The sequence below is a fragment of the Microseira wollei NIES-4236 genome (assembly GCF_020521235.1).
Lineage (GTDB): Bacteria > Cyanobacteriota > Cyanobacteriia > Cyanobacteriales > Aerosakkonemataceae > Microseira > Microseira wollei.
Map to the genome: position 1 here is coordinate 58,456 of NZ_BLAY01000021.1, position 14,897 is coordinate 73,352.

Here is a 14,897-nt window from a genome sequence, read left to right on the forward strand (position 1 = left end):
GCTAATGGCTAATGGCTAATGGCTAATGGGTAATACACAGAAAAAGCGATCGCCAATTAGCAATTAGCAATTAGCAATCACCAATTAGCAATTAGCAATTAGCAACTTTCAAAAAGAGGTAGCAATGGAAAAGATAAAATTCGCCACAGTTTGGTTAGCGGGTTGTTCGGGATGTCACATGTCTTTTCTCGACTTAGACGAGTGGTTAATTGAACTTGCCGAGAAAGTCGATGTTGTCTACAGTCCGGTTGGTTCTGATATTAAAGAATACCCGGAAGGCGTGGATGTTTGCTTAGTTGAAGGCGCAGTCGCTAACGAGGAAAATCTGGAACTACTTCGCAAAGTTAGAGAAAGAACGAAATTCCTCATTTCCTTCGGAGATTGTGCCGTAACTGCCAACGTACCAGGAATGCGAAATATGATCAAAGGTGCAGATCCGGTTTTAAGGCGCTGCTACCTCGAATTGGGAGATACAACGCCCCAATTGCCCCATTTTCCCGGCATTGTTCCAGAATTGCTAGAACGAGTTTCCCCAGTGCATGAAGTCGTAAAAGTGGATATGTTTATGCCCGGATGTCCCCCCTCCGCCGAGAGAATTAAAGCCAGCATCGAACCACTTTTACAGGGCGAAAAACCCGTCATGCAAGGTCGAGATATGATTAAGTTTGGCTAATGGCTAATGGCTAATGGCTAATGGTTGCTCAGATATACAATTAGCAATTAGCAATTAGCAATTAGCAATTAGCAATTAGCAATCAAAGAGGATTAATATGGCTAAAACAGTTGTTATTGACCCAATTACCCGCATTGAAGGTCACGCGAAAATATCCATCTATCTCAACGATGGAAATGAAGTGGATGATGTTCGATTTCACGTTGTAGAATTTCGCGGATTTGAAAAGTTCTGCGAAGGGCGCCCGATGGCAGAAATGGCGGGGATTACTGCCAGAATTTGCGGCATTTGTCCGGTAAGTCACTTGCTGGCATCGGCGAAAACTGGGGATAAAATTTTGGCGGTGAAGGTTCCCCCGGCAGCGGATAAATTACGCCGCTTGATGAATTTGGCGCAAATTACCCAGTCTCACGCGCTTTCGTTTTTCCATCTGAGTAGTCCGGACTTTTTATTAGGTTGGGATAGCAATCCTGCAACTCGCAATATATTTGGTTTAATCGCAGCAGATCCGGATTTGGCAAGGGGTGGAATTCGCTTGCGCCAATTTGGTCAGCAAATTCTGGAAATATTGGGAGGAAAGAAAATTCACTCGGCGTGGGCGGTGCCTGGTGGGGTGCGATCGCCTATCTCAGAAGAAGGCAGATCGTGGATACGCGATCGCCTCCCCGAATCCCGCGCCACCGCAGAACACGCCCTCAATTTGTTCAAGCGCCTTTTAGACCAATTCCAAGATGAAGTCCAAGCGTTTGGCAATTTCCCTTCCCTCTTCATGGGGTTAGTCACCAGAAACGGCGAATGGGAACATTACGATGGCGTTCTTCGCTTCCGGGATAGCGAAGGTAACATTGTTGCCGATAACCTCAGTGAAGATAACTACAAAGACTTTATCGGCGAAGCGGTGGAACCCTGGTCTTATCTGAAATTCCCTTATTACAAACCGATGGGTTATCCGGAGGGGATGTATCGAGTGGGACCATTGGCGAGATTGAATGTATGCGATCGCATCGGCACCCCAGATGCGGATAGGGAGTTGCAGGAAATGCGCGATCGCGCTGGCGGTAAAGCAGTCACATCCTCATTCTTCTACCATTACGCCCGACTCGTTGAAATTGTGGCAGCAATTGAAAAAATCGAACAACTGATAGACGATCCCGATATTGTTTCCCCTCGCACCAGATCCGTCGCTGACATTAATAGTTTAGAAGGAATCGGCGTCAGCGAAGCACCAAGAGGCACGTTATTCCACCACTATCAAGTAGACGAAAATGGCCTAATTAAAAAGGTCAACCTCATCATTGCCACAGGACAAAATAACTTGGCAATGAACAAAACCGTCACCCAAATTGCCAAACATTACATCAAAGGAAACGAAATCCCCGAAGGCATGTTAAACCGCGTCGAAGCAGGAATTCGCGCCTTTGACCCTTGCCTCAGTTGTTCCACCCACGCCGCCGGACAAATGCCCCTGCACGTCCAATTAATTGCAGCAGATGGAACCGTTCTCAACGAAGTCTATCGTAATTAGTTAATGGCTAATTGCTAATTGCTAATTGTAAGCAACAGCAATTAGCAATTCCCCATTACCTATTAACTTAAGTTGCTAGTTATAGCTAGGGACTAGGGTCTAGAGACTAGCAGAAGGGGCGTCAATATTCGGTGTGCTGCTGGACTTCAGAACGTCCTAAATGCCAGTGCGGTTGCTATATCTTACGCCTTGCGGCTAATAGCTAATAACTAATAACTATCTCGGTAAATATGATATAGCAATTAACAATTAACAATTAACAATTAACAATTAGCCATTAGCAATTAACAATTAGCAATTAGCAATTAGCAATTAGCCATTAGCAATGAGCAATCACCTATGAAAGAAAATCTCTATTTATGCATGGGTTCCGCTTGTCATCAACTGGGAGTTTATGAAGTATTGCCCAAACTCCAAAGTATGATGATCCAATATCAACTCGAAGACAAATTCGACCTCAAGGGTTCTTTTTGCCTAGAAACCTGTAGCGATGGTATAGTGATGAAATACAAAGATAAAGTCTTTAGCAAGATTAGTCCTGAAAACGTCGAACAAAAATTCAAAGACGAAATATTGCCAAATATAATCTAAAGGCAGGGGATTGTGAAAAAAAGCGAGAAAAGTCTGTGGGAACTGTTATGGGAATATGACCCCAATGGTCTAATAGTAGTTAACAAGGAGATGAATATTACAATTGTCAACCCCGCATTTTGTAAAATGTTTAATGTAGACTCAGAAGAGATAATTGGGCAACCAGTATCCTTAATTTTGAAAAGCGACGTCAGGGATTTTCAAAAAGTTTGGGAAAAAAATGAAGTGATTCGCGTGGAAGAATCCGAATACAAAGAACATAATTTATATGTCAGAAAAGTGATTTTTCCCATCCCCGATGAAAGCATCGTCGCTTGTATCATGGTTGATACCACCCATGACAAACTACGCCAAAAAGAAATCATCAAATTAAAAACCGAAACCATCTCTAAAGTTAACGAAGTAGTAGACAATCAAATGAAAGTCGCCCAGCAAATTGCTGGGTTATTGGGAGAAACAACCGCAGAAACAAAAGTCAGCCTCTTAAAAATAGTCAAAATGCTCGAACAGGAGGTTTTTGAAGATGGATAACTTTTTGGATATTTACAATTTAAGCTTAAATAAAAAAGAAGAAGAACTTTGCGGCGACAAAGTCAAGTTTTGCAAGAATGAAAAGAAAACAACAATTGTTTTATCCGATGGGTTAGGGAGTGGGGTTAAAGCCAACATTCTGGCTACCCTAACCACAGAAATTATTATTACGATGCTCAATGCAGATGTTTCTATAGAAGAGGTAATTAAAACTGTTATCGGGACTTTACCGATTTGTCAAGTTAGAAAAATTGCTTACGCTACATTTACGATTATTCAAATCGAACGGGAAACGAATAAGTTTAAATCGATTAATTTTGATAATCCTCCAGTTCTTTATTTTAAACAAGGTAAGCTGGTTAAATTAGAAACCAAAACCGAACAGATTTTAGATAAAAAAGTTACCGTAGCCGAAGGTTATCTCGAAAATGGGGATTTTTTAGGGGCAATTAGCGATGGTATCCTTTATGCAGGATTGGGGGAAACGCTAAATTTTGGTTGGGGATGGGAAAGCATTTCTAAGTATATAGAAGAATTGTTTGTTAGGCAAGTTCATAATTCGCGGAATATTGTTAATAGCGTTATCAAAGAAACTCATTCGCTTTATCGAGGCCAAATTGGCGATGATGCAACCTTTGTAGGTTTGTATGTTAGAAAAACAAATCCGTTAATGATATTTACTGGCCCCCCTATCGATAAAAATAAGGATAGGGAGTATGTAGAAAGACTGTTAAACTTTGAGGGTAAAAAAATAATCTGCGGCGGGACGACGGGGAATATTGTCGCTAATTATTTGGGGGAAACAATTGACATGGAAATTGAGACAATGCGGAAAGATCTCCCCCCAATTGGCAAATTAAAGGGGATTGATTTAGTGACAGAAGGCATCTTAACCATGTCAAAAGCGATTGAAATTTTAAAACAATGTCATTGCGATATATCTAGATTGCCTGACGATAATAACGGTTCTGTAATGTTAGTTAGGGAAATTTTATCAGCGGATTCGCTTTTATTTTTAGTAGGTCAGAAAATTAACGACTTTTACCAAAATCCCCTGCTGCCCAAAAATATCTCGATTCGCCGTAATTTAATAGAAGAGTTAGTTAAAATATTGCGAGAAAAACAAAAAGAAGTCATTTTAGAATACTGTTAACCGGCTAAATCCACCCAGAGAAGGATTGCTCAAATTATACCCAATGTGGTATTGGCTCCAAAGCGGGGTAGTTTAGGAGTATGGGCGGCGGGCGATCGCTTCATCATCTGGATTCCGGTTGCATTTGAATCATTAGTAGGGGCACGGCAGGCGAGGAACTTTGTGCTAGCGACAAAGCTTACTTTGGCCTTAGCCCCTACAAGCACCCAATTGAAAACTGCTGTAATTCCGATGCAACCGGATTCGATATCATTCCTGGAAAGCGAACTGCCCATCCAAAACCGCAGTTGTGAGGAAAGTTGTAGAAATATGTAGATTAGAAAAAAAGTATAGAAAAATACGAATAAAGGTGTCATGATTAAAGATGAAAGAATTCCTGTTGCCGATGGCTGCTGAAATCAAAAAGCTTGAAGCATAAAAAAATTAACCGATTCCGAAAAGTTTAACCTGGAAAACCAATCGGATTTTTGCGTATCTGAGAAAAATCAGCGCCTTGAGCGGCTAATAATATCATTTCCGGTTGCATCGGAAATAGGTGTAGGGGCAATTAGCAATTAGCAATTAGCAAGCTTGCAATTAGCAAGCTTGCAATTACCCAGAAAGCTAATCACAAAACAAATCCTTTCAAAAAAAAGGACCCAAAACTATGTTTCGCAAAATTCTAGTAGCGATGGACAGTTCCTACATCGGCGAGCGCATTTTTGAGGAAGCGCTGACCCTTGCTAAGGCGATGGGAGCGAGTCTGATGTTATTGCACGTATTATCTTCGGAAGAAGAGGACAGTCCAAAAATAGCTGGATTTTCCACTCTGGATCTGTATCCGGAGATATATCCCGAAGTGCGGGAAGAAATCGTAATGAACTATCGCAAGCAGTGGGATGAATTTGAAGGGAAATGCTTGGAATTGTTGCGCACTCGCACCGCCAGTGCCAATGCCCTTGGTGTCAACGCCGAATTCACCCAAATACCCGGTAGTCCCGGTAAAACCATCTGCGAAAAAGCCCTGAATTGGGGCGCAGACCTGATTGTCGTCGGGCGTCGGGGTCGAGCGGGTTTGAGTGAGTTATTCTTGGGTAGTGTCAGCAACTACGTCCTCCACCACGCGCCCTGTTCCGTTCTCACCGTGCAAGCGATCGTTCATAAAATAGAAACTGCACCAGAAAAAGAGTCAGCAGTTTCTTAACGGGGAAAGGGATTAGGCTGGGTAACAATTGCGAAATATTGCGTGCTTCCGGATCTTAGTTAAAAGCTTCTGGAGCGTTAATATACGCTAATAATCCATTACTAGGAGGCTAAATGGCAAGACAACTAACGCCCGAAATGCTCGATCCGAAAACACCGCAGGATGTAAATGTTACAACCGGACCGCGCCGCCCGGAAACCGATCCAAAGCTAGGAATTCCAGTTAACGTTAACCGACAAGGAACGCCCCGCCATCGACTCGTCACCATTGGCGACTCCCTCACCCACGGCTTTCAGAGTGGAGCGATTTTTAATACCAGCCTTTCCTATCCCGCCATGATTGCCAAAGAATTAGGCTGGTTTGATAAATTCCGCTATCCAGTTTACAACAGTCCGGGAGATGGACTGCCACTTAATATCGAACGATTGGCGCGAGATTTAGAAGCAAAATTTGGCAGCAATATCGATTGGTGGGAATTTGTTTCAGCTGGGTTATTTTTACAATCATCGATGGACGCCATCGAGGATTATTGGGAACGGGGCGATGGTTCCCGCTTACCAACCCAAACAAAAATTAACCACAACTTGGCAGTTTATGGCTGGGATTTGCGGAATACTATCTCGCGCACGGCGGATATTTGCCAACAGGTCATTGCTAAAAATCCGCCCAAAGACGATCCCGTGCAGCAAATCGTCGGAAATCATAACGAACGCGCCGCGTTGCGGGTGTTGAACTCGGCAAGAGATAAAGCGGGGAAAGCACTTTCACCGCTACAAGCAGCAGCAGCTTTGGGTGCAGAGGGAACCTCTGAAACTGGTAGCGGAGATGGGATTGAAACCTTAATTATCCTCATCGGTGCTAATAACGCACTCGGCAGCATTTTAACCTTCAAGGTAAATTGGACGGCTGACGATTACGACGATATGGATAAAAACGATATCTATACCGTTTGGCATCCGGTTCACTTTAAAGCAGAATTGGATGAAATAGTCGAGGAAGTTAAGAAAATCCGCGCCCGTCACGTGATTTGGGGTACGGTTCCTCACGTCACAATCGTGCCTTTTGCCCGTGGCATAAGCGATAAAGTCAACAAGGGTTCGCGATATTTTCCTTATTACAGCTTGCCTTGGATCGGCAACGCAGAATTCGAACCCAAAAAGCACCCGCACATCACCGCACAGGAAGCCAGAGCCATCGATAGTGCGATTGACCAATACAACGATTTTATCGCGGATGCAGTGCGAAAGGGTCGCTCTGAAGGCCGAGATTGGTATCTGTTTGAAACCGTTGGTTTGCTGGATCGTTTGGCATCTCGCCGCTATATTGAAGACCCCGATGCCAGACCAGATTGGTGGACGGAGTACCCCTTGCCACAACCACTGCTAGCCCTTAATCCAGTGCCGGATTCAAAGTTTTATCTATCTAATGCCCAGGGGCGAATTCAAGGCGGTTTATTCTCTTTAGATGGAGTTCATCCTACTACAATTGGCTACGGCATTGTGGCGCAAGAGTTGATGAATATCATGAAGTTGGCGGGAGTTAAGTTTAATGGGAGCGGAAATATCGATTTCAAACGCTTAATCGAGTTGGATACGTTGATTTCTAAACCACCCCGCTTGGCTAACAACATTTTTAATCTGCTTGGTTGGGTGGACAACAATTTCAACGTCATGGCACGTCTGCTTAATTCTAATTACTAGAGCAGGTTAAATTTCCGCCAAGGCTCGACAGTAGTTGAAATCAAATGCTCCCATCTGGAATTTCTCATCAACAGACACAGAAACCCGGTTTCTAGGATCGTCGTTCTCATATTAGGGAGAAAAAAATGATGAACCAGATCAAACGATGGCGAATTTCAACTAAAAGAGGACTCCTATTCCTCTTAGCCTTGGCGTTATTACCCCTGCTATTGGCTGTTACCCCAGTTTGGTCGAGCAACAATCCAACTCCAAAGCAAGTTATCATCACCGCTGGGCAGGTGATTAACGATGACTTATATTTGGCTGAGGAAACTATCACCATCGACGGAACGGTGAAAGGAGATGCGGTACTGGCTGGAAAGCGAGTCACCGTTAACGGTAAAGTCGAGGGAGATTTAATTGCCGCTGGTCAAGTGGTGACCCTCAACGGTACCGTTGGCGATGATGTCCGCATCGCGGGACAAGTCCTGATTCTGGGGAATAAAGCGCGGGTGGGAGATGATGCTCAAGCTGCTGGCTTAAGCTTGGAAAATAAGGCTGGCAGTACAATCGGCGGCAATCTCAACTTTATCGGCGCTCAAGCTTTATTGGCAGGTAACGTCAAGCAAAACGTCTTAGGCGCGATGAATTCCTTTGCCCTCAGCGGCACCGTGGGTCAAAACCTGCGCGTCGCGGCAGTTGGCGACTCCGATCCTTTAGAAGTTCCTTTTGCACCAAAACCCCCCGTAGAAATACCGAAAGTGCAACCCGGTCTTACCCTGACCGATACGGCTCGCATTGGTGGCAAACTGACTTACCAATCGGTTAATGAAGCAAAAATTAGTCCAAAAGCCCAACTAGCAGGCGGTGTGGTACGAGAGCCGTTGGAGAGGGAAGGGGTTGCAACCTCAACGCCGCAGCGTTCAACTAACAATCTGCTCTATCAATTGCAGCGTTTTGGTGCGTTGGTGCTAATTGGGTGGCTGCTGCTGCGGTTCTTCCCCGGTTGGACTCGCAGCTTGGCAGCGACTGTGCAAGCAAGGCCACTACCGAGTTTGGGATGGGGTGTTGTGACATTTGTTACCGTGTTTGCGGCGGCGATCGCCATCGCTATCGTCACCATGCTGTTGATGATGGTATTGGCTTTCACCCTGCCAAACTTAATTTTGCCTGCCATCGGCATTGGTATGCTGGCTAATTTCGCCCTATTAATTGGGTTCGGAATTGTTACTAGCTTCGTGCCTCAAATTGTCCTCAGCTTTTTGGGTGGACGGTGGCTACTGCAAAAACTGCGCCCTAACGCCACATATAGGAGTTTTGTGGCGCTAGTTGTCGGCTTGGTAGCGTTTGTCATCTTGACAGCAATACCCGTGCTGGGTGGCATTCTCGATTTGATTGTAGTCTTGCTAGGTTTGGGTGCTATTTGGATCTGGGGGCGAACAAAACTCAATCCCGCGCCAGAAGATCGACAACTGATGGCAGTTTAATTAACCCAAGTTGCTAATGGCTAATTGCTTATGGAAAATTAGCAATTAGCCATTAGCCATTAGCAATTAGCCATTAGCTAACTAGCAACTTGAGTTACTACTTAAACAACCCTTGCGCTTGCGTGCTGAAGTTGCACCCAAACCAGCAACAGCCAGTATACCCAGCACCGAGGCAGGTTCGGGAACTGCCTTGTTTGGTACTCTGGGTACTGCTGATGTTGTGACAAATTTTGTTACTAATCCCGAAGTATCTGCCGTACCTGTAGATGCACCGACACGAGTGCTGAGAACGCGGGATATAGAATCTCCAAAAGTGTCCTCAGCATCAAACTGAGTTGAAAAGCCTCCTGAAAAATTTCTCACATCGAGTAAAAGATTTCCCGCACTGGGGTTATAGAGAAATGGCGTCGCCAAATTAATGGCGATATCAAAATTTTTCGGCGCTGTTGCAGCGCCAGTAAATGCGCTCTTAAGCGACAGTCCCCCGTTGAAAACTACCCTTTCATCTGCACCGACATTCTGTGCAAAAATCCTACTCAAATCATCAGGGGCTTTCTTTGTTGTGGAAAGGTTAATTTGAATATTGGGCAGAGTCGAGGAAAAAGACCAGCCGCAAACGGCATCAGGGCGAAATAGAATTTGGGTAATCAGGAATGGTTCGGATAGGGATGAAAATTCCCTGGCTGCAAATACTTGCTGATACCGCAGCGAAGACATGCCAAAATAAGAACTATTGAAGGGTAAACCCCTGTTAGCGTTACCTTCAATATTCTCCAGATTACCAGGAACGATCGCCGCCCCACCCACTGCACCCGTCCCAAAAGTAAGCAAAGCAGCTCCAGCAGCTACTACTGATAGATTCTTCGTCATTAATCGAGTCTCTCCAGGGAATTTATGAATTGGTTTCTATTAAAGGGTAAAAAGCGACACCAAGCATCTTCCTGCAAAACAATTTTACCATGCCAAGAATTTGCACCAAATCTCAGGTAATTGGCATCTATCTAGGTGTATAAAGCTTGAAATAGGTGCGATCTCTAACTGTGCCTGCCCTTGCGTATCGCCAAAGTTTTTCCGCCAGTCGTACCTGTGGTAATTACTGAAAGCCAAAAGCTGGCGATCGCTCAAGCTTTACCCATCTACTAAATCTAAGGTTTTTCCCTGCCGCTGTTCCAGCACCTGTACCCAATCTTCATCAAAAAATTATTAATCTAACCGTTATTTTAAAGTTTACGTAAATTATTATAAAAAGAAGACACTTAATTTGAAGTGCATTACCGTATAATTACTGAGAGGAGCGATTTGAGCGCTCGCGGCACAATGCCGCTGGTACTTTAGATCTAACCTCAGAACGAATATCTAAGTTTACCGTTATCTGCGTAGTTTTACAGAGAAACGATTCCTCACGGCTTCCTCAAATTTTCCTCCTAAGCTGGTGGTAGAGTTGGCTGTGGACGAAAGCAGGTCGCCTCGCGCGCAAAAGCTCAAATAATGTCCTGCTCAACGAAAAAAGGGAGAAATTGAGGGAATAATTATGAGTTGCCATTTAACTGCTACGCTAAAAACCCTGCGTCAGTCTATTCTGGTGATTGGCTACGGTAACGAACTGCGGGGCGACGATGGGGTGGGACAAAGGGTAGCACGTGCGGTGGAAGAATGGAGAGTGCCTAACCTGCGAAGTCTTGCGGTTCACCAACTCACCCCGGAATTGGCGGAGGAACTTGCTGTTGTCGATCGCGTTATCTTTGTAGATGCTTATACCGAGGCCACACCGCCGGAAGTCAGGGTATGTCCCTTAGAACCCGCCCATTCCGTAGCCACAACGGGACATACCAGCGACCCGCAAATGTTGTTAGCGATCGCGCAAGCACTGTACAATGCTCATCCCCAAGCTTGGTGGGTAGGCATACCGGCGGTCAACTTTGAGTTAAGCAATGACCTCTCACCCATCGCCTCTCAAGGGATGGAAGAAGCTTTAGAGGAAATTGACCGCCTAATTAAACACCAGCCTTCCCCACCCCATACAACCTTGCCAAATGGCAAAAAGCAGCTGGTCGATATCATCTAGTAACGCAAGTTAGTTATAAACTTTGGCGTTGCTAATTGCTAATTGCTAATTGCTAATCTTGGATTTTTACTGACATTAGCCATTAGCCGCTCCCAGAGAGATAACTAGCAACTTGAGTTAGTAGCGTCATATCGGAGTAATTTCGAGCAAAAAGTAGCATTTTAGAATACATATCCATACCCATCACTACGGTGTACAAAAACAATGTCTTTCATCGTCGATAAAGTGATAGGATTTCCATTAATCAGAACTTCGCATCCTTTCTGGGTCGGGGTCTTGACCTGCGTCGTGTAAGTCGGGTGGTTTCACCTTCTTTCTGTGCTTTACGAGATGAACTTTAACGATGTCACCTGCACTGACGTGATGAAACAAGTCTTTCGCCTTTTCAACTGCCGGGAATCCTCACCCATTGACGCGACGAGCTTGGCGATTTCCATCACCCTTACAAGTCACGATTAAAGGCTGGTTTGTTCGCAGTTGAACCCGGGCGCCAGACTCCCCAACCCAGGCAGCATCAATACTGTGAGCCTTTTCAAACCCCTGCTGAGTGCGGTTAAATTTTGTTCTGCCACCCGTGCAACACTTCACCGTGTCACACAGATGCTGCGTCATTTTGACCATGGCAAATCGGGTAGAATTCACCGCAGCCGCATCAGCTAAGGGGCGCTTCATGTGTGCCAAAATTCGCTGCAATAGATCGGGTTTGCCTGCTAGGAAATCACGAATATCTTGATGAAGGAATACAAAGTTCTGTATTTCTGCATCTCCATGACTGGGTTAAGTTTGCTTCGCTCTTGCTTTGGGGCAAGGTAGTGGGGTCGGTGTTTCACCTTCAGAAACTAGGCAATGTTCCGCCCCGGAGCGCTTGGGACTAGCTATCTTTAAGCTGAGAAAATCCCATTGAGATCGTCACCTTTCAAGCGGCACCGCAACTTTTGGGTGGCTCTGGCGTAGCGGGGGATTCTAGATTGCTCGCTTATCCCTCGGATTTACTTTGTTTCTTCGCTACTCAATTAAATTTTTGCCTTCGATCTAAGGCTTGCTTTGCTTTCAAAACTGCTTTGAAATAAGCTAATTGACTGTTCCAAGCTTGACGAGGAAGCAGGGAAGGTTCCCCATCAAATTTTGCATTTTGGTTAGAAGAATTTTCTGTCACGATCTATACCCCCTTTAATTAACCAGCAACTAACGAATAAGAACAGGACTGAGGCAAAAAAACCGGGTTTCTATGAAAAATCTTCGGTTTGGCAACCAGAGATCTAGGCAGAAACAAAGGTGATACGCTCGTCGTGGGTAAGTTCTGAAGACACGTCGGCTTCATCCTGCCAAGTTTCGGGCCACTGAATGCGGTCGGCTGTAAAGTGCAGCGGGTCGTTTTCCGGCCAGGGAGTATCAATTGACTCCTCAATTAATTCAAATTCGCCATTGTCAAACGGCAGTCCTTGTGCGCGAACTTTAGGAACGACGCGCTCTCTGATGCCTCGTTCGGCTTGAACTAGCGCCCGGTGATGGCAGTAAGGATTGTTACCTCGACGGTTAAAGAAAACATGCGCCGTCCAAGAACAACCCCCCCGGCAAAGTTCGGCGAATTCACAGGTTTTGCAGAAACCCCACATGTGTTTTGTGCCTTCGGGTGTCCCTGCGCCTATATTAAAGCGCAATTCTTCTGCATGTTCGACAATGTCTCTCAAGCTTCGATCTCTGATATTGCCACCCGTATAAGCAGCAGTCGGTAGGGAAGGACAACCTTTGATCGCACCGTCAGCTTCAATTCCCAACGTGGAAAGTCCGGCGCCGCACCCTTGCCAAAATGCCCATTCATTGGCTTTTCCCCGCCCCCGCAACAGTCGCTCTTCCGGGCCATAGTAACCGATGTTATTTCCCGGTTGCACCTGCACGCCTTCCCGGTAAGCACGACGGGCGACGCGGGTAATCATTGGGTAGATATCGAGTAATTCATGGGGTTGCAGCAGCATATGTGCGTTGTCTGCGGCATTTCCCATCGGCACCGTCAGCTGAATTTGCCATGCGCGCGCACCCGCATCGCGAATGCATTCGTAAATGCGGGGAAATTCCGGTGCAGACAGGCGGTTAATTTGGGTGTTGCAACCAAATGGAATCCCCACTTCTTTGAGGTGGCTCATGGTTTTAAAAGCGTATTTCCAAGACCCTTTTCTGCCCCGCAAGCGATCGTGGGTTTCTTCTAAACCATCAATCGAAACTGAAACCGTCCCAATACCCGCTTGCTTCATTTTGCCTGCGGTTTCTAAGGTGATGCCGTAACCGCCAGTTGTCATGGTGCAACGCATTCCCGCCTGGTTAATAGCGGCGGCAATTTCCAGCCAGTCTGGACGCATAAACGCTTCACCGCCGATCAAAGTCACTTCTTTAATTCCAACTTCTGCCATCTGCCGCACGAGATCCAAAGCTTCTTCTGTAGAAAGTTCTTTGGTGCGTGCATCTCCCGCTCTTGAACCGCAGTGGCTACAAGCTAAATTGCATTTTAAAGTAATTTCCCAGACAGCATAACTGGTGCGACGATATTGCATTGGTGCTAACCCTCATTTTGAGTTTTAGTTATGATTAACAGCGGTAATTGGTAATTGGTAATTGCTAATTGCTAATTGCTAATTGCTAATTGGATGAACAGGGTTTTGCCCTCAGTACAATTACCCCAGTCAGAAACCCGGTTTGTGAGTAAATTTCTCGCTGTCAAACCCATGATTTTTCCGAGAAACCGGGTTGCTTTGGCTCGATGTCACTAGCAACTTTTACTCGGGTACAATTGGAAAAATAAATTCGTCCATTGGATCGATTACCACTCCATACGCCGCTTGACCCATCAATCCGCCCAGATCGATCGAATCGATCACCACCCCATAAACCGGCTGCACGTCGATTGGTTTTGGACAAGGTTCCGGTTCCGGTAGCGGTTTTGGTTCCGGCTTTGGACGCCACCTGATTACCCCGTGCATTGGCTGGAGCCTACGACCCCTTCCTATATACCCACCCACGGCTCCCACTAATTCTTCTTCAGTCAGGTCGTGGAATTCACCCGCTTCTTTTAATTCCAATATTTTGAGCGTGGCTGTTTCAAATTCTTCAATGGAAAAGTTATAGCCACTTTCTAGCATCGCTGTTCTAATTTGTTCGACTTTCCCGCTCATTAGTTGGGCGCGGAAATCTTGGTCTTTCACCATTCTGACAATGAACTCTTTGACTTTTGCCAAAATTTCTAATGACATTACATTCTCCTTAGCGAGTAAAAAAACCGACTTACCTGGCTGCTTTCTGCTGTGATTGATCCCGTGCATACACTCGCTCTCTCTAGATTGAGCTTGCAAGTAAGCCGTTCTCAAAACTGTATCTCATAAAATCAAAGGCTGGTTGCCAATTTGGCAGCTTAATTATTTACAGGACTTACGGAGATCGCCAAAGTTTCTTGGCAAAATCGTCGGTCAAGGCAACTAGAGATTGTAGCAACAAACTTTGATGATACGATCGTGGTGCGTAAGTCCTGTATTAACTCAAGTTGCTAGTTATCTCATAAATAGAAGCTAATGGCTAATGGCTAATGGCTAATGTCAGTAAAAATACTATATTAGCAATTAGCAATTAGCCATTAGCACCGCCAAAGTTTATAACTAGCAACTTGCGCTATCAGTAATTTTTGGCACGTACTTGGTTTGCTTCTGGGCGAGCGCTGAGAAACCGGGTTTCTTTGGATCGATGTCACTAGCAAATGGAGTTAGTATTGATTGTCAATAATCACAGCTCCGTACTTCGCTTGCATCGGTGGTCCATAGATCGGCTCGATCGGCTCGATCGGCTCGATTACGACTCCATACATCGGCTGTACGTCGATCGGTTTTGGACAAGGTTCCGGTTGCGGTAGCGGTTTTGGATATGGTTTTGGAGGCCACCAGATTACCCCGTACAAAGGCTGCATCGTAGGAGGCCTTCTTATATACCCACCCACGGCTCCCACTAATTCTTCTTCAGAGAGTTCG

The 14,897-nt window shown here is 45.3% G+C and carries 16 protein-coding genes and 1 pseudogene; 10 read left to right on the forward strand and 7 right to left on the reverse strand.

The window, feature by feature from the left end; translation table 11 throughout:
* Positions 1-124 precede the first annotated feature (124 nt).
* The 9 genes from MiSe_RS09190 (at position 125) to MiSe_RS09230 (ending at position 8,822) form a co-directional block, all read left to right on the forward strand.
* The gene (locus MiSe_RS09190) at positions 125-673 is read left to right on the forward strand and encodes an NADH-quinone oxidoreductase subunit B family protein (protein WP_226577823.1); all 549 of its coding nucleotides are present in this window, start codon (positions 125-127) and stop codon (positions 671-673) included.
* 97 nt (positions 674-770) lie between these two features.
* Entirely contained in the window at positions 771-2,198 is a 1,428-nt protein-coding gene (locus MiSe_RS09195; RefSeq protein ID WP_226577826.1) for a Ni/Fe hydrogenase subunit alpha, read from the forward strand.
* Positions 2,199-2,537: 339 nt separating this feature from the next.
* A complete protein-coding gene (locus tag MiSe_RS09200) occupies positions 2,538-2,789 on the forward strand; it encodes a (2Fe-2S) ferredoxin domain-containing protein (protein WP_226577829.1) in 252 nt (83 codons plus the stop codon).
* 9 nt (positions 2,790-2,798) lie between these two features.
* A complete protein-coding gene (locus MiSe_RS09205) occupies positions 2,799-3,320 on the forward strand; it encodes a PAS domain-containing protein (RefSeq protein WP_226577868.1) in 522 nt (173 codons plus the stop codon).
* Positions 3,307-4,473 (forward strand): SpoIIE family protein phosphatase, encoded by a 1,167-nt coding sequence (locus tag MiSe_RS09210; protein ID WP_226577831.1) that lies wholly within the window; start codon positions 3,307-3,309, stop codon positions 4,471-4,473. Before MiSe_RS09205 ends, MiSe_RS09210 begins: the two co-directional genes overlap by 14 nt.
* A gap of 45 nt (positions 4,474-4,518) precedes the next feature.
* Entirely contained in the window at positions 4,519-4,788 is a 270-nt protein-coding gene (locus MiSe_RS09215) for a hypothetical protein (protein WP_226577834.1), read from the forward strand.
* Between the two features lie 331 nt (positions 4,789-5,119).
* The gene (locus MiSe_RS09220; RefSeq protein ID WP_226577837.1) at positions 5,120-5,656 is read left to right on the forward strand and encodes a universal stress protein; all 537 of its coding nucleotides are present in this window, start codon (positions 5,120-5,122) and stop codon (positions 5,654-5,656) included.
* A gap of 113 nt (positions 5,657-5,769) precedes the next feature.
* Positions 5,770-7,356, forward strand: coding sequence for an SGNH/GDSL hydrolase family protein (locus MiSe_RS09225; protein WP_226577839.1), 1,587 nt, complete (start codon positions 5,770-5,772; stop codon positions 7,354-7,356).
* 125 nt (positions 7,357-7,481) lie between these two features.
* Entirely contained in the window at positions 7,482-8,822 is a 1,341-nt protein-coding gene (locus MiSe_RS09230) for a polymer-forming cytoskeletal protein (RefSeq protein ID WP_226577842.1), read from the forward strand.
* An 81-nt stretch (positions 8,823-8,903) separates the two neighbouring features.
* Here the strand turns inward: MiSe_RS09230 and MiSe_RS09235 are convergent, their stop codons facing one another.
* On the reverse strand, positions 8,904-9,692 hold the full coding sequence (locus MiSe_RS09235; RefSeq protein ID WP_226577845.1) for a PEP-CTERM sorting domain-containing protein: 789 nt from the start codon (positions 9,690-9,692) through the stop codon (positions 8,904-8,906).
* A 661-nt stretch (positions 9,693-10,353) separates the two neighbouring features.
* Between MiSe_RS09235 and MiSe_RS09240 the strand changes: the two genes are divergently transcribed.
* Positions 10,354-10,887: a hydrogenase maturation protease gene (locus tag MiSe_RS09240; RefSeq protein WP_226577848.1), complete on the forward strand. Its 534-nt coding sequence runs from the start codon at positions 10,354-10,356 to the stop codon at positions 10,885-10,887.
* A 240-nt stretch (positions 10,888-11,127) separates the two neighbouring features.
* Here MiSe_RS09240 and MiSe_RS50825 read toward each other — a convergent pair whose 3' ends face one another.
* The 6 genes and pseudogenes from MiSe_RS50825 to MiSe_RS09265 all read right to left on the reverse strand — a co-directional run.
* Positions 11,128-11,259, reverse strand: a complete 132-nt coding sequence (locus MiSe_RS50825; RefSeq protein ID WP_264196419.1) for a hypothetical protein — start codon at positions 11,257-11,259, stop codon at positions 11,128-11,130.
* Between the two features lie 30 nt (positions 11,260-11,289).
* A complete protein-coding gene (locus MiSe_RS09245) occupies positions 11,290-11,559 on the reverse strand; it encodes a hypothetical protein (protein WP_226577851.1) in 270 nt (89 codons plus the stop codon).
* A gap of 337 nt (positions 11,560-11,896) precedes the next feature.
* Complete coding sequence (locus MiSe_RS09250) at positions 11,897-12,043, reverse strand: hypothetical protein (protein ID WP_226577854.1); 147 nt, start codon at positions 12,041-12,043, stop codon at positions 11,897-11,899.
* 103 nt (positions 12,044-12,146) lie between these two features.
* Positions 12,147-13,436 (reverse strand): nif11-class peptide radical SAM maturase 3, encoded by a 1,290-nt coding sequence (locus MiSe_RS09255; RefSeq protein WP_226577857.1) that lies wholly within the window; start codon positions 13,434-13,436, stop codon positions 12,147-12,149.
* A 222-nt stretch (positions 13,437-13,658) separates the two neighbouring features.
* Complete coding sequence (locus MiSe_RS09260) at positions 13,659-14,132, reverse strand: Nif11-like leader peptide family RiPP precursor (protein ID WP_226577860.1); 474 nt, start codon at positions 14,130-14,132, stop codon at positions 13,659-13,661.
* A gap of 503 nt (positions 14,133-14,635) precedes the next feature.
* Positions 14,636-14,897, reverse strand: a pseudogene (locus tag MiSe_RS09265) (hypothetical protein); the annotation flags it as partial.